The 21,478-nt window shown below is 50.0% G+C and carries 20 protein-coding genes; 8 read left to right on the top strand and 12 right to left on the bottom strand.

From position 1 onward, the window contains the following. Positions 1–11: 11 nt before the first annotated feature. The gene (locus T499_RS0100415; RefSeq protein WP_033149323.1) at positions 12–425 is read right to left on the bottom strand and encodes a SoxR reducing system RseC family protein; all 414 of its coding nucleotides are present in this window, start codon (positions 423–425) and stop codon (positions 12–14) included. A 154-nt stretch (positions 426–579) separates the two neighbouring features. On the opposite strand from T499_RS0100415, the gene T499_RS0100410 reads away from it, so the two are divergent. After that, positions 580–1,020, top strand: a complete 441-nt coding sequence (locus T499_RS0100410) for a hypothetical protein (protein WP_033149322.1) — start codon at positions 580–582, stop codon at positions 1,018–1,020. Here the strand turns inward: T499_RS0100410 and T499_RS0100405 are convergent. The 7 genes from T499_RS0100405 to T499_RS0100375 all read right to left on the bottom strand — a co-directional run bounded on the left by T499_RS0100405 (position 1,017) and on the right by T499_RS0100375 (position 9,968). After that, positions 1,017–1,652, bottom strand: a complete 636-nt coding sequence (locus tag T499_RS0100405; RefSeq protein WP_139208846.1) for a hypothetical protein — start codon at positions 1,650–1,652, stop codon at positions 1,017–1,019. The two genes, T499_RS0100410 and T499_RS0100405, sit on opposite strands and share 4 nt — an antisense overlap. A gap of 5 nt (positions 1,653–1,657) precedes the next feature. Beyond that, complete coding sequence (locus tag T499_RS0100400; RefSeq protein WP_033149320.1) at positions 1,658–3,142, bottom strand: glycoside hydrolase family 10-like protein; 1,485 nt, start codon at positions 3,140–3,142, stop codon at positions 1,658–1,660. Beyond that, positions 3,132–5,786 carry a methionine synthase gene (metH, locus tag T499_RS0100395; protein ID WP_369793339.1) on the bottom strand — a complete coding sequence of 885 codons (2,655 nt, stop codon included), beginning with the start codon at positions 5,784–5,786 and terminating at the stop codon, positions 3,132–3,134. Before metH ends, T499_RS0100400 begins: the two co-directional genes overlap by 11 nt. A gap of 81 nt (positions 5,787–5,867) precedes the next feature. Then, a complete protein-coding gene (gene smpB, locus T499_RS0100390) occupies positions 5,868–6,350 on the bottom strand; it encodes an SsrA-binding protein SmpB (protein WP_013063647.1) in 483 nt (160 codons plus the stop codon). A gap of 9 nt (positions 6,351–6,359) precedes the next feature. Beyond that, the gene (locus tag T499_RS0100385; RefSeq protein WP_033149319.1) at positions 6,360–6,863 is read right to left on the bottom strand and encodes a DMP19 family protein; all 504 of its coding nucleotides are present in this window, start codon (positions 6,861–6,863) and stop codon (positions 6,360–6,362) included. A gap of 12 nt (positions 6,864–6,875) precedes the next feature. Next, the gene (locus T499_RS0100380; protein WP_033149318.1) at positions 6,876–7,682 is read right to left on the bottom strand and encodes an MBL fold metallo-hydrolase; all 807 of its coding nucleotides are present in this window, start codon (positions 7,680–7,682) and stop codon (positions 6,876–6,878) included. 96 nt (positions 7,683–7,778) lie between these two features. Continuing rightward, positions 7,779–9,968 carry a translocation and assembly module lipoprotein TamL gene (locus tag T499_RS0100375; RefSeq protein WP_052173234.1) on the bottom strand — a complete coding sequence of 730 codons (2,190 nt, stop codon included), beginning with the start codon at positions 9,966–9,968 and terminating at the stop codon, positions 7,779–7,781. Between the two features lie 132 nt (positions 9,969–10,100). On the opposite strand from T499_RS0100375, the gene T499_RS0100370 reads away from it, so the two are divergent. Beyond that, positions 10,101–10,841 carry an RNA methyltransferase gene (locus T499_RS0100370; protein WP_033149317.1) on the top strand — a complete coding sequence of 247 codons (741 nt, stop codon included), beginning with the start codon at positions 10,101–10,103 and terminating at the stop codon, positions 10,839–10,841. Positions 10,842–10,853: 12 nt separating this feature from the next. Here the strand turns inward: T499_RS0100370 and T499_RS0100365 are convergent, their stop codons facing one another. Beyond that, positions 10,854–11,750: a glycoside hydrolase family 25 protein gene (locus T499_RS0100365; RefSeq protein ID WP_033149316.1), complete on the bottom strand. Its 897-nt coding sequence runs from the start codon at positions 11,748–11,750 to the stop codon at positions 10,854–10,856. Between the two features lie 92 nt (positions 11,751–11,842). Then, the gene (locus tag T499_RS0100360) at positions 11,843–13,480 is read right to left on the bottom strand and encodes a diphosphate--fructose-6-phosphate 1-phosphotransferase (RefSeq protein ID WP_033149315.1); all 1,638 of its coding nucleotides are present in this window, start codon (positions 13,478–13,480) and stop codon (positions 11,843–11,845) included. Positions 13,481–13,688: 208 nt separating this feature from the next. Between T499_RS0100360 and T499_RS0100355 the strand changes: the two genes are divergently transcribed. Genes T499_RS0100355 through T499_RS0100330 form a run of 6 tightly spaced genes read left to right on the top strand, consistent with a single transcriptional unit; the run spans position 13,689 to position 20,639 of the window. Then, a complete protein-coding gene (locus T499_RS0100355) occupies positions 13,689–13,955 on the top strand; it encodes a hypothetical protein (RefSeq protein ID WP_013064756.1) in 267 nt (88 codons plus the stop codon). Positions 13,956–13,967: 12 nt separating this feature from the next. Next, a complete protein-coding gene (locus tag T499_RS0100350) occupies positions 13,968–14,540 on the top strand; it encodes a 1-acyl-sn-glycerol-3-phosphate acyltransferase (protein WP_033149314.1) in 573 nt (190 codons plus the stop codon). Next, entirely contained in the window at positions 14,537–17,485 is a 2,949-nt protein-coding gene (locus T499_RS0100345) for a golvesin C-terminal-like domain-containing protein (RefSeq protein WP_033149313.1), read from the top strand. Before T499_RS0100350 ends, T499_RS0100345 begins: the two co-directional genes overlap by 4 nt. A gap of 16 nt (positions 17,486–17,501) precedes the next feature. Continuing rightward, complete coding sequence (locus T499_RS0100340; RefSeq protein WP_013064219.1) at positions 17,502–17,846, top strand: hypothetical protein; 345 nt, start codon at positions 17,502–17,504, stop codon at positions 17,844–17,846. 26 nt (positions 17,847–17,872) lie between these two features. Then, positions 17,873–19,903: a YgiQ family radical SAM protein gene (locus T499_RS0100335; protein ID WP_033149312.1), complete on the top strand. Its 2,031-nt coding sequence runs from the start codon at positions 17,873–17,875 to the stop codon at positions 19,901–19,903. Further along, positions 19,827–20,639, top strand: coding sequence for a hypothetical protein (locus tag T499_RS0100330; protein WP_033149311.1), 813 nt, complete (start codon positions 19,827–19,829; stop codon positions 20,637–20,639). The genes T499_RS0100335 and T499_RS0100330 overlap by 77 nt, the downstream gene beginning before the upstream one ends. Positions 20,640–20,641: 2 nt before the next feature. Here T499_RS0100330 and T499_RS0100325 read toward each other — a convergent pair whose 3' ends face one another. Both T499_RS0100325 and T499_RS0100320 read right to left on the bottom strand, forming a co-directional pair. Further along, a complete protein-coding gene (locus tag T499_RS0100325; RefSeq protein ID WP_052173232.1) occupies positions 20,642–21,094 on the bottom strand; it encodes a YcbK family protein in 453 nt (150 codons plus the stop codon). After that, positions 21,066–21,473, bottom strand: a complete 408-nt coding sequence (locus tag T499_RS0100320; RefSeq protein WP_033149310.1) for a hypothetical protein — start codon at positions 21,471–21,473, stop codon at positions 21,066–21,068. Before T499_RS0100320 ends, T499_RS0100325 begins: the two co-directional genes overlap by 29 nt. Between the last annotated feature and the right edge of the window lie 5 nt (positions 21,474–21,478).

Raw genomic sequence — 21,478 nt, 5'->3', positions numbered from 1 at the left:
AGTTACTATAATTATTTCTCGATATTGAAGGCTATCTGCTGCTGGATGCGGTTCTTCATCGCCCACAGCGCCAGATAGTAAGGTACCAACGACGCTAAAGCCACCAACGCAGCAAGCCCCTCATCGCTTGTAAGCTTCAGGGCTATCATCAGTACACATATTAATAATAAGAAAGGTGCGCCAAAGCCCAACAGCAGGGCGCGGTTGGCCACATCCATCGATGCCCACACGGTAACCTCCTGCCCTACTTGGTAGCTTGCGGTATCGGTGGTAAACACATCCACAATCTTTATTTTCGATTCGGCAGCGTTACAGTGCGAAGCCACCTTACAGGCAGCACACGCAGAGGTCTGGACAATCTGCACCTTGATGCATCCATCCATAATACTTTTAACGGTTCCCGAATGTGTTATCTTATTACTCATTAATTTGCTAAGTAGACATTACATTTTGCAAAGGTACGACAATCTGCTGAATAAAACAAGCGAAAATGCGGTTTTTTAGCAAAAATAATCGTAATCGTTTGCAATTACAAAAGATTTTTTATACTTTTGTCGCAGAATTAATACAAAAAGAAAGATGAAAGCAACCGAACTAGCTCAGCAGCAGATTGAGCGTGCTATCCGTAAGATAGCCGACAAGTTTCCTCCTACACAGGAGGCTAATGTAATGACCGATATCCACTTCCGCGTAACGCAGGATACCGGCGAGCTGATGGCGTTCGACGATAACGACGAAGAGATTAACCGTTGCATCATCGAAGACTGGATTGGCGATACATCCGACAATTTCTTCGAAGAGATACCTGCCGTGTTCCGCAAGTGTCTGGATAAGATGAAGGATACCATCGAGAATATGTCGATTCTGAAACCATTCTCGTTTGTACTGGAGAATGAAGACAAGGAGCCGGTAGCCGAGTTGTATCTGGTTGACGACGAGACCGTGATTTTCGATCCCGAACTGATGAAGGGTTTGGACGAAGATCTGGATGCGTTCCTGAAGCAGCTGCTGGCCGACTAATCTAACTCCTCACTTTTTTGCAACTGGAAATTACGCTGGGCATCTAGCGTAAACACTTCCTCTGTGCGTGTTTTGTGGGCTTCCTTCGAGTAGTCCATCAAATGAATTTCGTAATCACTCGTGATGGTGAAGTACTGCAGGATGTCTTCGGCACCGAAATCGTCGAGATCGGCCTCCTCATCAATCGCGTACAAACAGAGTTTATCTACAGGCAGATAATCGTTGTCTAAAGAATACAGCCACAAAGAGTATCTGTCGTCTTCCTCATCGGCAGCCAGAATCATCAGGCGTGCACCTAATGACTCGGATAGCGAGATGGCTTTCTGCTTGTTGTTACCCTCCAGCTCCAATGCCTTGGCAATATCCTGAGGCACGGGTTTGAAATCGGGCAGGTAACGCACCAGCTCATCGCTATAGGTAATGGGTAATGGCAGGAGGTTCAAGCTGTCGTAGAACTGCTTCAGCGGGTTATCGGCATCAGCCAAGTTGATACCCTGAGCCGCCAATCGCTCGGCAGCTTCTATCTTCTGAATACTGTCTAACTTGTGCTGCATCTCCTCAGCACTCATGCTCCTGCCGCCACAGGCAGCCAGCAGCATCACAGCAAAAATTCCTCCTATCAACCCTTTCATTGTTCTTATAATTTTATCTTCTTCGAAGCAGGTTTGCTCTCGTTCTGAATACGGTTCAGAGCAGTTACCACGTAAGTAAACTTCTCCTTACCCTCATCGTAAGGCAGCTTGTAGAAGGGCTTATCGGTGATGGCCACAATCTTCGAGGCATCATTTACATTCACCTTCTCGCCCTTGGCAAAACGATACACCACAAACTTGTTGGGGTGCTGATCCCAGTGCTTGCTGTGGGTGGGCGTCCAGAACAGGATGTAACCATCCTCGGTCCAAACGGGTGCCAGCTTCTTTACCTTCTTAGGAGCCTTATCGCTAAGGAATGGCATCTCGGGCTGCAAGGCAGGATTCTGCCAGTACTTGGTGCGCAGCAAGGTGCCGTAATTGCCCACATTATCAACAGCAGCCTTGGCATACCACAGTACGGTACCCTTCACAGCTGGGTTAGCACGGTGCAGATTCATCTTGGCATCCATCTGGTGCTTGTTGGGGTTCTGCAAATCGGGATATTTCACGGTGCGCTCAACATCCTCACCAATCACCAGCGGACGGTTGGCGGCATGCTGATTCCACCACTTAATCAGGGTTGCATAATCGGCAGCCTTATTGCCAATCTCCCAGTACAACTGGGGCACGCAATAATCCAACCAACCATTGTTTACCCACAACAGAATGTCGGCATACAAATCATCGTAATTCTGGGTGCCGTTGGTGTTACTGCCCACAGGCGAGCTCTTTTTGTTACGATAGATACCGAATGGCGAGATGCCCACCTTTACCCATGGCTTAACCTCGTGGATGGCCTGATAGAACTGCTCGATAAACAGGTTTACGTTATAACGGCGCCAGTCGTTCTGATCCTTGATACCATTAGAGTGATCGTGGAACAGCTCATCGTCGGGAATGCTCAGTCCCTTCACGGGGTAAGGATAGAAATAATCGTCCATATGGATACCATCCACATCGTAACGGGCTACGATATCCTTGGCAACCATACAGATATAATCGCGGTTTTCCTGCATACCAGGATTCAGGATAAACAAATCGTCGTAAGCAAAACAGCTATAGGGCTTGCGAACGGCAATATGGTTATTGGCCAACTGATGGGTGGTCTTGGTCTTTGCACGGAAGGGGTTAATCCATGCGTGCAACTCCATACCGCGTTTGTGGCACTCGTCGATCATCCACTGCAGGGGGTCCCAATAAGGATTGGGGGCCTTACCCTGTGTGCCGGTCAGGAATCGGCTCCAAGGCTCAATCTTACTCTCGTAGAGCGCATCGCACTCTGGGCGCACCTGGAAGATAATCACGTTTACGCCATCCTTCTTCAACTCGTCCAGCTGATAGGTAAGCGTTTGCTGCATCTTCTTGGTACCAAGATTCTGGAACTGTCCGTTTACACACTGTATCCAGGCTCCGCGCATTTCTCGCTTCTGAGCCCAAGTTGTCATCGCCAGCATCAGGGCGAGAGCCATCAATAGGTATTTATTCTTCATATTTGTATTTGTTCTTTCTTGCTTCTTCGAGTGACACAATCTGAGCCTGCTCCTGGTGATATTCCTCGCGCAGGGTTTCGTACTTCTGGTCGAGTTCATGCTCCACCGCCTGCTTGTCGGTCAACAGCTTCTGGGCAACCAGTGCATTCTGCGAGGCATCCTTCATCCATACTACCGGACCGCCATAAACGGGGGCAATTTTTAAAGCTACATGCAGCTCGCTGGTGGTAGCGCCACCAATCATGATGGGGATATCCAAACCGGCTTTCTTCAGCTCTTCGGCCACGTTCACCATCTCCTCTAAGCTGGGGGTTATCAAGCCGCTCAAACCAATCATATCCACGTGCTCCTCCTGAGCCTTTTTCACAATCTGCTCGGCAGGCACCATCACACCCATATCCAATACCTCGTAGCCGTTGCAGGCCATCACCACATTCACAATGTTCTTACCGATATCGTGCACGTCGCCCTTAACGGTAGCCAACAGCACTTTACCTGCCGAAGTGGTGCTCTCGGTTTTCTCAGCTTCGATGTAGGGCTGCAGGATATCAACGGCCTGCTTCATGGTGCGGGCAGTTTTCACCACCTGCGGCAGGAACATTTTTCCTTCACCAAACAGCGTACCTACGGTATTCATACCTGCCATCAGCGGACCCTCGATAATCTGTACCGCATGGGTAAACTTAGGCAGGGCCTCTTTCAAATCTTCCTCCAAGAATGTGCCGTCGCCCTTAATCAACGCCTGGGCTAATCGCTCTTCAACTGGCGTCTGGGCGCGGTCCTGAAAAGGGGTATTTTCGCTCGTGGCGCCACCCGCTTCTTTCTTGGCTAATTCTTCCTCGAGTATCTTACCGGCCAACTCAATCAGAACCTCCGATGCACCCTTCTTGCGGTTCAGCACCACATCCTCGATTACTTCAAGCTGATCCTGAGGAATATCAGCATAAGTAACTTTGGTTGAAGGATTTACGATACCGAAATCCATTCCTACTTGAATGGCGTGATACAGGAATACGGCATGCATGGCCTCGCGGATATAGTTGTTACCGCGGAACGAGAAACTCAGGTTACTCACACCACCGCTGACGTGTGCACCGGGCAGATTCTGCTTAATCCATTCGGTAGCGCGGATAAAGTCGATAGCATAGGCATCATGCTCCTCCATACCCGTAGCAATGGCGAGGATATTGGGGTCGAAGATGATGTCGAGCGGGTTCATACCCACCTGCTCGGTAAGAATCTTATAGGCACGTGAGGCTATCTCGATACGACGCTCGTAGGTAGTGGCCTGTCCCTCTTCGTCGAAACACATCACCACCACAGCAGCACCATAACGCATCACATCCTGAGCGTGCTCGATAAACTTCTGCTCGCCCTCTTTGAGCGAGATTGAGTTGACGATGCTCTTACCCTGCACGCACTTCAGTCCGGCTTTGATCACCTCCCAGTTCGACGAGTCGATCATCACGGGCACTTTAGCGATATCAGGCTCGGCTGCAATCATATTCAGGAAGGTTGTCATCTCCTGCTTGGCATCCAGCAAGCCATCGTCCATATTGATATCAATTACCAAGGCTCCATCGGCCACCTGTTTGCGGGCGATAGAGATAGCCTCGTTGTATTTCTTTTCCTTAATCAGTCGCAGGAACTTTCGCGAACCCGCCACATTGCATCGCTCACCCACATTGGTAAATCTAGCTTCTAGATTTTCTAGAACTTCTAGTAGCTCTAGTCCAGAAAGCCACATTGAGTGTGGCTTAGGAGCGGGCACATGGGGTTTCTTGCCAACCACCAGCGGACCGTATAAACGGATAAACTCATCGGTAGTACCGCAGCAGCCACCGATGATATTTACGATGCCCTCATCCACCAGCTCGCCCATCTTGGGAGCCATACTCTCTGCGGTCTCATCGTAAAGACCAAGGGCGTTGGGCAATCCGGCATTGGGGTGACAGCTGATATAATAAGGTGCTTTCTGGGCCAACTCGCGGATAAAAGGTTTCATCTGCGTGGCACCAAACGAGCAGTTCAGTCCGATAGAGAAAATAGGATAAGTGCTGACGCTGGCCAGGAACGCCTCAAGCGTCTGACCCGATAACGTACGACCAGCCAGATCGCTCACCGTTACCGACACCATAATGGGCAATTCTACCCCGCGTGCTTCCATCGCGCGCATACAGGCATCGATGGCACATTTGGCATTCAGCGAGTCGAAAATGGTCTCTATCAGCAGCGTATCTACCCCACCCTCAATCAGTCCGTCGGCCTGTTCCTGATAAGCCTCCAGCATCTCGTCGTAAGTCACATCGCGGAAAGCTGGATTGCTTACATCGGGCGACATCGAAAGGGTTTTGTTGGTAGGACCGATCGAGCCTGCCACAAAGCGGGGTTTGTCGTCGGTACTATACTCATTGGCCAACTGTCGGGCTAAGCGTGCCGACTCGCTGGCCATCTCATGCGCACGGTCTTCAAGATGATATTCAGCCTGCGAAATGCGCTGACTGCTGAACGTGTTGGTGGTGATGATATCGGCACCGGCTTCGAGGTATTTGCGATAAATATCCGAAACTATCTCGGGGTGTGTCAGGTTCAGCTCGTCGCTGTTACCCACCTTGCCCATCACGGCACCTATCATGGTTCCCATACCGCCATCGAGTATGAGAATACGCTGTTTTATGATCTCGTTTAGTTTCTTCACCCTTAATGTTTAATGTTTAATCTTCAATTATTTCCAGACTTTCATCGCACGGTCCATTTCACGGCGATCCTCCTTTTCCTTCAGCGTCTGGCGCTTGTCGAATTCCTTCTTACCCTTACACAGCGCCACATCTACCTTGGCCCGGCCTTTGTCATCGATAAACACCAAGGTGGGCACGATGGTAAAACCCGTTTGTTTGGTGGCACTCTCAAGGGCGCGTATTTCTTTCTTGGTTAGCAACAGCTTTCTGTCGCGTTTGGCTTCGTGGTTGTTGTACGAACCGTAGAAGTAAGGACTAACGTTCATGCCCTTCACCCACAACTCGCCGTTAAGCACCACGCAATAGGTATCCACCAAGCTCGCCTTACCCAGTCGGATGCTCTTAATCTCCGTACCGGTAAGCACGATGCCTGCAGTATAGGTTTCAACAAAGAAGTACTCGAACGAGGCCTTCTTGTTGCGAATCTGTACAGGACTCTTTTTGCGTAACTGTTCTTCTGTCTTGTTCATCTCTTACTATTAAATGATCTTCGCGAAGTTGTCCAGGTGATCGTCCACATAATGGGCGATATCCTCGGTCCACTCTTCCTCGTTCTCTATAAAGATATCATCCAGATTCTCGAACTCAGGATACTGCTCGAACATAGCCATGAAATCCTCGTCGCTCTTCTCGGTTTCAATCTCTTCGCGATATTTCAGCCACAGGGTGTGGGCATCGTAAATCAACTTTGAGGGGGCACGCATATCCCACTGGCGCAGTGCTTTGGCCAGGGGGTTCTTAAAGATGAAGGGACCGTAGCCGTTGTAAATCAGCTGTACAAATCCGCCATCCATCACCTCTTCGTGCAGAATGTTCCAGGCCAGCAATGTCAGCTGGTCGGCATTCAACTTGGCCATGCTCTCGGTAGTCAGTTCGCCACCGATAGCATCGTAGATAGCCTTTACAAACACATCCAGGAACTCATCCATTCCCTCGAGTGCAGCCTGCTGCAAATCCTCGTCTTTTACAATTACCTCCACCATAAACGTTAATGTTTAATCTTTAATCTCGTAGACTCCTGTTGGTGTCTTGCGCTTCAGCACTTCCAGCTCCACATCCTTGCCAGGAATCACACCATGACTGCGCAGGATGGTCTCTACCGTCTTACGTGCCAACTCAGGATGATTGTTCTCCTCGCTCAGGTGGCACAGCCAAACGTGCTTCAGGCCCTCGCTCATATTCTCAACCAGCGCCTCACCACACGATACGTTCGACAGGTGTCCGCTACCACTCAGAATGCGCTGCTGCAGATAAGCGGGATAAGGACCATTCTTCAGCATCTCCACATCGTGGTTGGCCTCGATCACCAGGTAGTTGGCACGATTAATGGCCTGCTTGATATCGTCGGTAATGCTCCCCACATCGGTAAGCACCACAAACACAATACCTTCAACCTCCAGTTCGTAGCCCACATTCTCGCTGGCATCGTGAGGCACAGCAAAAGGGCGTACCTTAAAGTCGCCAAGCTGTACTTGCTCGCCAATTACCAACTCGTGTTTATGATCTTGCGATACTTTCTTCGTTACACAATAATTCTGGTCTATGCCCTGGTGTACTTTATGTGTGGCATAAACAGGCAGGTTGCAGTCGTGACTCAGGGCACCCACACTTTTAATGTGGTCGGCATGATCGTGCGTTATCAAGATACGCTTCACGGAATTAAGCTGAATACCATACTCTCTACAATACTTCTTCAGTGTGCGTATTCCTATTCCAATATCTATAATCAGCCCGTCGGTCGCTGTGCCCAGATAATAGCAATTACCGCTGCTACCGCTTCCAAAGGATATAAACTTCAACATCTCAAATATAATTTTCGTGCAAAGGTAGCACAAATAATCGAGAAATGAGAATTTAAAATTTAGAGATGCCGTACTATTTTACTTTTTTAACAGTAATTAGAATGGCATACCTACTGCAAAGTGGAAGGCAAGGTCGCGACTCAACTTTGGATGAAGAAGTGGGTAGTGAGCTTCCGACTCAATCTCGAAAGCAGGATTGATGGCTTTCATACCCAAATCGAAGCGCAGAATAAAATAGTCGAAGTTCAGTCGCAAACCGGCACCATAGCTCACAGCCAAGTCGCTCAGGAAGGTATTAAACTTAAACTGTCCGCCAGGCTGATCGGGATAATCGCGCAGCGTCCAGATGTTACCGGCATCGGCAAAAATAGCGCCGTTGAATTTCCAGAACAACTTCATGCGATATTCCACGTTCAAATCCAGCTTCAGGTCACCCGTCATTGTAATAAAGTTTATACGTCCGTCCTTATCCTTATATCGACCGGGACCGAGACTACGAACCGACCATCCGCGAACGCTATTGGCACCACCCGAGAAGTAACGTTTCTCGAATGGCAACACCTTAGAGTTACCATACGGATAAGCTACTCCCAGACCGATGTGGAACACCAACTGATCGTTAGTACCCTTGAAGATTTGCTGGGTATAGTCAAAATCGCCCTTTACGTACTGTGCATAGGCGATATTAAAGAGTTTGTACTGTCCTAAATCATCCCTGTCGCCACCAAAAATCTTAGAGCAGGCACCTAACAGATTACCAGCTGTTTCAACATTGGTTTTCAGCGCTACCACACCGTTGTTATATACGTAACCAAAACCCATTTTCATAATAAACAGGTCTTCGTAATTGTAGCGCAGAATCACATTCTGGTTCGAGGTATTATCAAGATATTCTGTCTTAAAAGTTTCACTAATCCAAGGCATGAACACATAGTTCAGATTCACCAGGTCGAAACGATAACTATCATGATGATTCTGGGGTTTCCAGAGATACGACCAACCAGCTGACAAGACTCGACGATGGAACTCAGGACGGTCCTGCACATCGTACAACAGCGACAATTCGCTGGTGGCAATCGTACGGCGACGGAAACTGCTACTCAGGAACGGCATGATGAATCGTGGGAACGAGAGTTTGGTTTCGGCACTATACTCGGTAAAGTCCTGATTGCTGTAACCCTCCAAACCTTTGATGGCCTCGTAGGCGCCACGCAACTGCAAACTGAATGTTTCCGACCCACGGAACAGGTTACGGTTCTGATAAGTGAGCGAGGCAGCCGCACCAAAGTCGCCAGCGGTATTAGTACCTTCGGGCTGGAAACTGATGGTAGATGGCTTGTTGGTCTGCACCTGAATCGTAGCATCCAGCAACGTGGTATCGGGCTGCTGCTCAAAAGCAATATTGGTATATTTTACAGCACCCAATCGTCCGAAGTGGTTATAGGTATTCTGCAGCTTTTCTGCCGAATAAGGCTTTCCTGATTCCAGGAACGTATTCTCGCTCAGCACTTTGGGGCGCAGATGCAGATGATCGTCGGCACCACCCTCGTACTTGATACTATCGATGGTATAGGCCTTGTGCTGCTGTTGCAACAACAACCTCAGGTTAACACCCAGCTGCTCCTCGTCTTTACGGGCACCATAGGTAATATACTCCTTATGGAAACGGAAGTAACCGCGATTCTGCAGATACTGGGTGATGGCATTACGCTCGGCCGACAATGTCTCAACGCTGAACTGCATACCCTGATGCAACAACGACGAACGTCCACGCAGCAAGCGCGCCACCGTGGTATCCTCGATCACAAAATCCAGTTCGCGTACAAAATAAGGCTTGCCTGGATGCAGCACATACACGGCATCAAGTTTATGCTTGTTCTTATCGATAAACAGTTCAACCTGAGCATCCAGATAACCTTTGTTCTGCAGGGCCTGCTGCAGATCCTTACAAGTAAGCTGTGCCTGAAGCGTATCGTAGATAACAGGCGCCTCACCCATCTGTCGCAGCATACGGTTCACCCACGAGCTGTCCTTGCCCGCCATCGCATAAACACCCAAAGGCAATTTTACAGCCGAGAACCAGCGCGAGTTAGGTTTCTGTCGCACATAGCCCTTCAAACTACCCGGATTAATATCGTGATACTTACCATCGGCAACCACCTTTACTTTGTTCAGCAGGTAGCTGTCTTCCGGAATATCACGACTCACCGAACAGCTACTCAGAACGAGTGCTGCAGCCAGACATATGGGGGGTAAAAACCTATTATGAGTTGCCTTCAGATCCATTTTGGCGCAAAATTAATAAAAAAAACGGCACGAATGGCACGAATTAACACGAAATATTAAAAAAATTCGGCTAATTCGCGTAATTCATGCCTAAAAACCTGTAACTTTGCACAAAAATCAGACAGACAGAGTATGATAAGCAAGAATCAGATCAAATACGTACACCAATTTGAGTTGAAGAAGTTTCGCAAACAAGAGGGCCTTTTCATTGCCGAAGGTCATAAGGTTGTGGGCGATTTACTGAAAGCCGGCTATACCCCCAAGCAGCTGTTTGCTACTGCCGAATGGATAGCTGACAACCCTGTTGCCGGTGCCATCGAGGTTACCAACGACGAGCTTACCAAACTCTCTCTGCAGCAACACCCCCAGCAGGTGCTCGCCCTCTTCCCCATACCTACCCACCAACACCAAGCACCTAACACCCCACACCTATCCATTCTGCTCGACAACGTCCAGGATCCCGGCAACCTGGGAACCATCATCCGCATTGCCGACTGGTTTGGCATCGATACCATCTATTGCAGCGAGGGTACAGTAGATGCCTGGAACCCCAAAGTGGTTCAGGCTACGATGGGTTCGATTGCCCGCGTACACCTTATATATATAGACACCATGCAACTGCTTGATTCACTGCCCAAAGATTTCCCCGTTTACGGCACCTTCCTTGACGGTGAGAATATCTACACACAGGAGCTATCGCAACAGGGCCTGATTGTAATGGGCAACGAGGGTAATGGTATCAGCGATGCCGTGCGCGCACGTGTTACCCACAAGCTGCTGATTCCTGATTTCCACAAGGGGCCAACTGCCGATAGCCTGAATGTAGCCATCGCCACCGCTATCACCTGCTCTGAATTCCGCCGCAGGGGATAACAACCCAAAAACTTATTCGCGGTATGCTTTTTCGCCAATCGTCTCTTGCGAACCAAGAGTCATTTGGCGCAGGTCGTAATACGAGCCATTGTAGATATTAAAGTCAACATTACCTTTAATACCCGGCAATCGACCCACATCGGTATGCTGCCAGAATTTCCAAGGTCCTTGGTATTCCAGCGAGTCAACATAATAATGCGCTATCCAATAAGGATACTGATCGAACACAGGATCAGAGAGATAGCGTGTCTTGAATTTAAAATAGGTATAGATAATAGGTTTCACCTGGTAGTGATTCTCCACCAAGTGCAACCAGCGTAGCACAGAGTATTTGAAGTCTTCATCACTCTGGTTCTTAGGTTTATGCTCCACGTCAAGCACAGGAGGCAAGTCGCCATTCTCCAGCTTAACGGTATTGATAAAATGATAAGCCTGCTCTTCAGCGGGCGTATGCACACTATAGAAGTGATAAGCCCCGCGGGTAAAACCATTCTCACGTGCCTGATAGAAATTCTCACGGAAGTTTTCGTCAGTACGTGTAGCCCCTTCAGTAGCTTTAATCATCACAAAGCGGATAGGACAGTGGTCTATCTGTCCGTTATCCTTCAGCTCATCCCAGTTGATGCGTCCCTGATGATGACTGATGTCGATACCATGAATCTCGTAGCCCTCGGGATAGCTCACGTCGCCATAAAGGGCACGCCAGCGGAATCCGAACGGACCTACAAAGAAATAATAGAAAAAGTAAACGTATACCGCCACAACAGCACCGCCGCCTACCCAATACGCCCACCCGGGCATATGTTGTAGAATACGGACAAAGAATCCGGGCTTACGATGGCCACGTGGACCATGGTAAGTGCGGGTAGTACCTACCCCTTTTCTACGAACAACTCGGCGCTTTGGCATCAACGAAAAAGAAAAGGCACGAATTACACGAATTTACGCGAATAAATAAAATAATTCGTGATAATTCGCGTAATTCGCGCCTAATAAATTAATTACTTACCCTGCTCAAGAGCAAGTGTACGGGTTGGCTGATCGCAAACCTCTGTTGGACCCCAGTACTGGATTGGACCAGGATATACATAAGCGGTTTCGCGAGCCCAACGATCACGCTGTGCAGCGAAGGTCTTGAAAGGAGCACCGTCGAGCTCAACGAGAGCCTTACGGATAACTGGCTTCATCTCACCAGCACGCTTCTCCATGTTCATCATCATTGTGATGGGCACACCACCAGCAATCCACTGCTCAGCAGGAGCTGTTGTGTTCTTAACGATAGCCATGTAACCGGTCTTGCCGTTAGCAATCAACTGGGCAGCTGATGTACCAAGAGCGTAGCAGTAGTCAGCATCAAAGTTAGAAGGAGCAGCGCAACGTCCCTCGTAACCGAAGAAGTGGTGCTGAGCTGAGAACTTACCAGCGTACTTGCCTTCCTTCTTCATCTTCTCGAGCTTCTGAGCTACCATAGTAGAGAGCAGCTTCTCGGTCTCGATCAGTGATACCTGTACGTTTCCGTGTGGGTCGCGGTCGAGAGCCAGCTGACGAGCAACACCTGTAGGCAGGCTGTTGAATACAGCGAGGTTCTCGTCGGTCAGGTGAGCCTTAACGAAGTCGATCGACTCGTGACGATCCAGCTCCTTAGCCTCTGGCATAGCCAGAACGTCGTTCAGCTGAGCAATCAGCTTCTTGATAGCAGGAATGAACTCGATAACACCCTCAGGGATGATAACAGTACCGAAGTTGTTACCATCAGCAGCACGCTGGCAAACAGCGTTAGCGATGTATGTAACGATATCGTCGAGGCTCATACCCTTCTGCTCGATCTCCTCAGATACGAGGCAGATGTTTGGCTGAGTCTGCAGAGCGCACTCCAGGGCGATGTGAGATGCTGAGCGACCCATTACCTTAATGAAGTGCCAGTACTTACGTGCTGAGTTACAGTCGCGCTCGATGTTACCAATCAGCTCAGAGTATGTCTTACAAGCTGTATCGAAACCGAACGAAGTCTCAATCTGATCGTTCTTCAGGTCACCGTCGATAGTCTTAGGACAACCGATTACCTGTACGCCGTAGTTCTTGGCAGCATAGTACTCAGCCAGTACACAAGCGTTAGTGTTAGAGTCGTCACCACCGATGATAACGATAGCCTTGATGTTCAGCTCGCGGATAATCTCGAGACCCTTCTCGAACTGGTCAACCTTCTCAAGCTTTGTACGACCAGAACCGATCATATCGAAACCACCAGTGTTACGATACTCATCGATGATATCAGCTGTGAGCTCCATGTAGTTGTGATCTACCAGACCGCCAGGACCCAGGATGAAACCGAACAGACGGTTCTCAGGGTTCAGCTTCTTAATCTGATCGAAGAGACCAGTAATCACATTGTGACCGCCAGGAGCCTGACCGCCTGAAAGGATGATACCTACGTTCATCTTAGTGTTGTTAGCCTCGGTAGCGGGCTCAAACTCTACGATAGGCATACCGTAAGTGTTAGGGAAGAGCTTCTTAATCTCCTCCTGGTCGCCTACACTCTGTGTAGCGGCACCCTCCTTAACTTTTACTGCACCCTGAAGTGCCTTAGGCAACTTAGGCTGATAAGCGGCTCTCGCCATCTGCAATGCACTTTTTTCCATATTATTATTCCTTATAAATTAATGAGTAATTGTTTTCTGAGCCGCAAAATTAGTGAATTTTTGTAAGAAATACGAAAGAAATCGATGTATTTTTGGCATTTTAATATTTTTTTGGTGTAAAACACTTGTAATCTCAGATTTTTTTTCTAACTTTGCTTTATGAATATAACAAAACACCCCAAAAGGAGGGGATTTAAACGAAATAATTATGATGAACAAAAGAACACTTAAGAAAAGCATTAATGCAATCTGTGACGAGATTTTTGCTGAGGCTGTAGCGCTCTCATTGTATGATAACGATAGAAACATGGAAAACGACGATGCCTTGATTCGTTCTGTAATCATGCTCCGTGCTAACTACATCAGTCGTATATCACACCCAGAGCCAGGAATGGATGTACAGGCATATTATAAGGACCTGCGCGATAAGTTTACCGCTGAAGCACAGCAGATTGTTGATCAGCTTAACGCGTAATCCCTTGCTGCAATGCTAAAATCACTTTGCAGATGGATTCTGTACAAACGCATGGGGTGGCAGAAGGAGATTTCCGAAAACCACCCCGAAAAGTTCATTATCTGTTTAGCGCCCCACACCAGTAACTGGGACTTTTTGCTTGGGCAGCTTTACAGTAGAGCCGAGGGTATGAAGATTAACTTCCTGATGAAGAAGGAATGGTTCTTCTGGCCGCTTGGCCCTATCTTCCGTAGTATGGGCGGCATACCCGTATTCCGACAGAAAAAGATGAGCATGACCGACGCGATGGCCGATACAGCCAAGTCGGTTTCTCAGTTCAAACTTTGTATCACCCCCGAGGGCACCCGCAGCCGCGTTGACGAGTGGAAAAAAGGGTTCTACTTCATCGCACTTAAGGCCGGCATACCTATTTTATTATATGGGGTGGATTATGAACGCAAACTGATTCAGTGTACAAAAACCATCATTCCCACAGGCGACCTGGAGACCGACATGCGGGAAATAAAATTATATTTTAAGGATTTCAAGGGCAAGAAGCCCGAGAACTTCTCGATAGGAGAGATAGGAGATATTACCAAACAATGAAACGTACAAGTATCATACTCGCGGCTGTGTTTGCCTTGCTTACTGCCATGCCCGCCGATGCGGCTCGGAAAGCTAAGGTTAAAACACCGCCCGACCCCTATAAATCGCTTAAGGATAAAATAGACCGATACTTTGTGAACTTTAAGAGCGATGAGCAACGCATACGCTCTACTTTCCACCTGAAGACTCTGGTGGTTAACGACTCGTTGCGCACTGTCGATATCAGCGCCAACAATAATCTTGGTGAACAGCTGTTTACCGACGACCTGGCCGAAACCATCTATCAGGAAGTGCAGCAGCTGCTGCCCGATTCGGTTCAGGATTACAATCTCACTATCACTACCGGTGGCTGGGATCTGCGCCAGCTGGTGCCAAACCGTTTGCGCCAGCACAAGGACAAAAGCCGCACCTGGGGCGACATCGATTATCACGGTCGTCCATGGGTTCGCAACGCCTCACTCCCCTACACCATCACCGAGGGTTTGCAAAACCGTCATATCTCGCTCTGGGCCAGTCATGGTCGCTATTTCAACGTCAAGGATAGCACATGGAAATGGCAGCGCCCCGCACTGTTTGGTACTCGCGAGGACCTGTTTACACAAACCATCGTTACCCCCTACCTCATACCCATGCTGCAGAATGCAGGCGCCATTGTGTTCTCACCACGCGAACGCGACTGGCAGCGCAATGAGTTTATAGTGGATAACGACACCCCCGAAACAGGCTACACCGAGCACAACGGCGTCCATCAGTGGAGCAAGAGCAATACTAATGGTTTCGCCTGGCATTCAGGCAGTTATGAAGACTTCGAAAATCCGTTCACCGCTGGTACTTGTCGCCAGTCGGCCACTACCGACAACGTCAAGCGCCAGAGCGAAATTATCTGGAAACCCGCCATTACCGAGAGCGGTAATTACGCCGTATATGTGAGCTATCACACCACCGATAAGAGCATCGACGATGCCCACTATACCGTATGGCACCAAGGCATCCCCACCGAGTTCCGTGTGAATCAGACGATGGGCGAGAAAACATGGGTTTACCTGGGCACTTTTTATTTCGACCAAGGACAGAGCACACGCAACTGCGTAACGCTCAGCAACCAGAGTCGCCACCACCACGGTGTGGTAACAGCCGATGCCGTACGTTTTGGCGGCGGTATGGGTAACATCGATCGTGGTCGCGGTGTGAGCGGACTGCCCCGCTGCCTCGAAGCCGCACGCTACTACGCCCAGTGGGCAGGCATGCCTTACGAGGTGTATAGCACCAAGGATGGCGAGGACGATTACGGCGACGACATCAACGTGCGCAGCTATATGACCAACCACCTGGCTGGCGGTTCTGTGTTTGTACCCGACACCACCGGTTTGAATGTGCCCATCGAACTCTCGCTGGCCATTCACAGCGATGCCGGTTACACCCGCGATGGCAAGAGCCACACAGGCACCCTGAGCGTGTGCACCACCTATCTTAACGACAGCATTCTCAACTCAGGTCTTACCCGCCTGGTATCACGCGACTTGGCCGACGAGTTGCTCTACTCAATCCCCGCAGATATCAAAAAGAAATACGGCAACTGGCCCACACGCGAACTCTACGATCGCAACTACAGCGAAACCCGTTGCCCCATGGTGCCCAGCGCCATTCTCGAAACCATGTCGCACCAGAACTTTGCCGACATGCGCATGGGTCAGGATCCTAACTTCCGTTTCGACCTGGCACGCAGCATCTATAAAACCCTGCTGCGCTACATCAGCGCCATGCACCACAAGAAATACGTGGTTCAGCCCTTGGCACCTAACCGTCTCTCGGCCGAACTTACCGGTCGTGGCGAGGCCAAAATCAGCTGGCACCCCGTTTACGACGAATACGAACCCACCGCCAAGCCCACCGGCTATGTGGTTTACACAGCCACAGGTCGCAGCGGATTCGATAACGGTACCTATATCAAAGGTGGCACCGAAACATCTGTTACCATCCCCGTAGATCCCGAAAAGTTGTACTCGTTCCGCGTCACAGCCGTTAACGATGGCGGCGAGAGTTTCCCCAGCGAGGTGGTATCGGTATTCGATGTGCCCGAGGCCCAGAAGTCGGTACTCATCGTCAACGGCTTTACCCGTTTGGCTGCCCCACAGGTGGTAGATAACACCGCCTCGCAAGGCTTCGACCTTGACACCGATGCCGGCGTTACCTATGGTCGCACAGCAGGTTGGCTGGGCTATCAGATAGGTTGGGACAAGAGCAAGATAGGTAGCGAGCGCCGCGATGGCCTTGGCTACACCAACGACTCGCTGCAAGGCCAGTTTATCGCCGGCAACGATTTTGATTATATCCGCACCCATGCTGCAGCCATCGCCACCGCCCGCAAATACCGCGTGGCCAGCTGCTCGGTGGCTGCACTCGACAATAACGAGGTACACCCTCAGAATTATGAAATGATGGATGTGATCCTTGGTTTGCAACGCAAGGATGGCTACTCGCTGGTACCTTATCAGCTCATGTCGCCCATGCTGCGCGAACATATCCGCCTGTTTGCCAAGCGCGGCGGTTCGCTACTGGTTAGCGGCGCCTACCTGGGCAGCGACATGCAGGATCCCGTGGATCGCACATATCTGGCCGACATACTCAAGCTAACCTATCAGGGCCAGAATGCCGACTCGCTGCAGCGCGACTCTATCAACGGTCTCGGTCTGCAGTTCACCTTCCATCGCCAGCTGAACGAGCAGCACTATGCCGATCAGCATCCCGAAATCATCGAGCCTGTTTATCCCGCATTCTCGGCCATGAAGTATGCCGACGATTACAGCGCTTCGGTAGCCTATAACGGCACCGATTACAAGTCGTTCGCCATGGGATTCCCCTTCGAGTGCATCAAGGACGAGCCCAAGCGCAACAGCATTATGCGGGGCATTTTGCAATTCCTATTACAATCAAATAACCCATAAAAAATTATCTAAAAGTATGAAAATTCAATCTAATTCATCTGGAACCCGTAGTATCGAAGTAAGTGACGAACACCTGCAGACCATCGAGAAGTATCAGCTCTTCCGCGATCTGATCGACTCTAATGGCTACGTCGACGAACAGGTACTTGACAAATTGAAACTGAACATTCGCGCACTGCTCGAGGGCGATGCCGGCAAGGATAAAACCCTGCTCGACCTCTGTCTCGATGTCATCTATCATCCCAACATGAAGGCATTCGGCCTGCAGCAGCTTGTGCTATTATACATTAACTGGAAGCATCAAGACAACGATGGTCTGGGCATGACCACACGCGTTTTGCAGGGCACACCGTTTAATTGATGGCCGAAAAATTTGGAAAATAAGATTTGAAAGAGTACAGATTAACTGATTTTTTACCCACAACAAAAAAGGAGCTCGAACTCCGGGGATGGGATTACGTTGATGTAATCCTGTTCTCGGCCGATGCTTATGTTGATCACCCATCGTTTGGTGCCGCCGTGATTGGCCGCACACTCGAGGCCGCGGGGTTCCGTGTGGCCATCGTGCCACAGCCCGACTGGCATGGCGACTATCGCGACTTTAAGAAGTTAGGTCGCCCTCGCCTGTTCTTCGGTATCGCCCCAGGTTGTATGGACTCGATGGTAAACAAGTACACCGCCGCACGCCGCCTGCGCTCAGAGGATGCCTACAGCCCCGACGGTCGCCACGATATGCGCCCCGAGTACCCCACCATCGTATATGCCAAAATCCTCAAGGAGCTTTATCCCGATGTACCCGTAGTGCTGGGTGGTATCGAGGCCTCGCTGCGCCGCGTGAGTCATTACGACTACTGGAGCGACAGCCTCAAGAAGTGCCTGCTGTGCTACTCGCCTGCCGATATGATTACCTACGGCATGGGCGAAAAGGTTACTATCCAACTGGCACGCCGCCTGGCTGCCGGCGAGAGCATACGTGATATTCGCGACCTGCCGCAAACCGTTTATCTCTCACGTAAGGAGGATATTATCGGTGGCATTACCGATCGCGACATCGTGCTGCACTCACACGAGGAATGCATGAAAAACAAAAAGGCCCAGGCCGAGAACTTCAAGAACGTCGAGGAGCAGTCGAACATGATGCACGCCCAGCGCCTGCTGCAGGGTGTGGATGGACGTTATGTGGTTATCAATCCACCCTATCCACCCATGACAACCGAGGAGCTCGACGCATCGTTCGATTTGCCTTACACACGTCAGCCACATCCCAAGTACAAGGGTAAGCGCATTCCCGCTTACGAGATGATCAAGTTCTCCGTAAACATCCATCGCGGTTGTTTTGGCGGCTGTGCATTCTGTACTATTTCGGCCCACCAGGGCAAATTCATTACCTGCCGCTCAAAAGAGAGTATCCTGCGCGAGGTAAAACAAGTCATCGAGATGCCCGACTTTAAGGGTAACCTCAGCGACCTGGGTGGCCCATCGGCCAACATGTACGGCATGAGCGGACGCAACAAGAACGCCTGCGAAAAGTGCCGTCGCCCATCATGTATCCATCCGCAGATATGTCCTAACCTCAATACCGACCACTCAAAACTGCTCGATATCTACCGCTCAGTAGATGCCCTTCCAGGCATCAAACATAGCTATATCGGCAGTGGTGTGCGTTATGATTTATTATTACATCGTAGCAAGGACGAGGCCAGTAATAAGGCCGCTATGGAGTACACCCGCGAGCTCATTACCCGCCACGTTTCGGGTCGACTCAAGGTAGCCCCTGAGCACACCAGTGATCGTGTACTCTACCTCATGCGCAAGCCCTCGTTCCAGCAGTTCTATGAGTTCAAGCGCATCTTCGATCGCATTAATCGCGAGGAGGGACTTCGCCAGCAAATTATCCCCTACTTCATCTCCAGCCACCCAGGCTGTCAGGAAGAGGATATGGCCGAGCTGGCGGTGATTACCAAGAACCTCGATTTCCATCTGGAGCAGGTACAGGATTTTACCCCCACGCCACTCACCAATGCCACCGAAACCTGGTACACAGGCTACGACCCTTATACCCTGCAACCCGTGTTCAGCGCCAAAACACCAAAGGAGAAGTTGGCCCAGCGCCAGTTCTTCTTCTGGTACAAACCCGAAGAGCGCCGTGGCATCGAGCAGTCGTTACGCCGCATCGGTCGCCCCGACTTGATTGCCAAGTTGTATAGCGGCATGCCCCCACAAGGCGGTTATCGCCCTGCTTATGGCGGTGGCCCAAAGCCCGCAGGTAGCGGCAAGCCATCAGGTTACGGCAAGCCATCTGGCGGTGGCAAGCCTAAATCTTATAATCCAAATTTTAAAAATGAAAATTCTCGAGCAAAGCATCATAGCGAAAAGCCCCAGCAAGAAAAGCGAGGACGGAATCGTCGTAACTTCTGATTTTATTGCCGTTATCGACGGTAGCACGTCCAAAACCAAGCGTCGCCATTGCCCCCTTATGAGCAATGGCCGCTATGCCATGCAGCTCATCAGTCGTTATATTCGCAAGATGCCGGCCAACACCAGCAGCCATCAGTTCTGTGTTGGTGTTACCCGTGCGCTGCGCCGTCATTACCGGCTGCGTTTCCCCGTTGAGCGCATGCAGCAACATCCCGAGGAGCGCCTCTGCGCCTCGGCCATCATCTACAGTCGCCTGCGCCGCGAGGTTTGGATGGTAGGCGATTGCCAGTGTCTGATAGGTGGTAATTTCTTCGATAACCCTAAGCCCTACGAGCAGCCCCTGGCCGAAATGCGTGCTGCCAAAGTTAAGGAGTTGCTGGCCACAGGCGTGCCCCAGGCCGACCTGTTACAGCCCCACGACCCAGCCCGCGAAGTGATGATTCCTACCATGCTCGACGTAATGAAAAATCAGAACATTACTTACGCCGTTATCGATGGTTTCCCCATCCCCGAGCAAAAGGTAAAAGTCATCCCGCTCGACTTCCAGAAATGGGAGATTGTGTTTGCCAGCGACGGCTATCCCCAACTGGCCCCAACGCTTAAGGAATCAGAATCGCTCCTGGCCCACCAGCGCGAAACCGATCCCCTAAACATCGGCCAATTCAAAGCCACAAAGGCCTTCGTACAAGGCAACAACTCCTTCGACGACCGCACCTACATCCGCTTCGAAGTGTAAGGCTACGCATTGATAAAGTTCACCCGATGGCGATTATCCTTAGGCCGCACGGCGAAGTGTAACCAGATGGCACCGTAGCGATTCTTTTCTATCAGCAGTTCGTCATAATCCTGCTGCGTCTCTTTAGCATAATCGATAAGGGTTGCCGCATAGCAGATGGCCTGCTCCATACCATTAGTGCGAATATCCACCGCACACCCTGTTAAGTGATTACTGGTGGGGGCTCCACCAACCTTACGATTTAACTGCGGTGATCGATAACCCGAGTTGATGATAATAGGTTGTGAGGCTTTCTCCCTCAATACTTCCAACCACTCACACAATCGCTTTAGGTTTGCAATCGCTTCATGACTGGGAATGTTATACACCTCAGGATATTTACTCCTGGTGAACTCCCCGAGCAAGAAGTGCTCGGAGAGATTTGCTTTACTGTTCAACTGTACTATAGGTTCCATACTTTCTTTTCTTTTTGTTTACGTTAATCGGTGTACTATTTGGAAATGCGATGCTATACGCGGCATCCAAATCGGGTAGTTTTACGTGACGTAGGCCTAACCCTAATTTGGTGGCTACGATAGCCCTAAGCAACTCTCGATGTATGCGGGGATAGTGTCTCGGAGATGACAACAGATCGTTGCCACACACCTGTTCGTCGCTCACCACTGTTTGTTTGCATACCTGCCAAATAAAGTCGTCGGTAGCTTCAGCACCAAACCACAACTTAAGTACGTTACGCACACTGAACCGCTTATAACAGCTTGAAAGCACGCGCCTTGTGCGCTCCAGCTGACGCCAGAGCTGCACAAAGCATGCTTGATTATTCTGAATGTCCATGTTCT

It is taken from the genome of Prevotella sp. RM4 (assembly GCF_000701965.1).
GTDB classification, from domain to species: Bacteria; Bacteroidota; Bacteroidia; order Bacteroidales; family Bacteroidaceae; genus Prevotella; species Prevotella ruminicola.
Note: the sequence above shows the minus strand (reverse complement) of the source record. Positions and strands in the feature narration are given on the sequence as shown.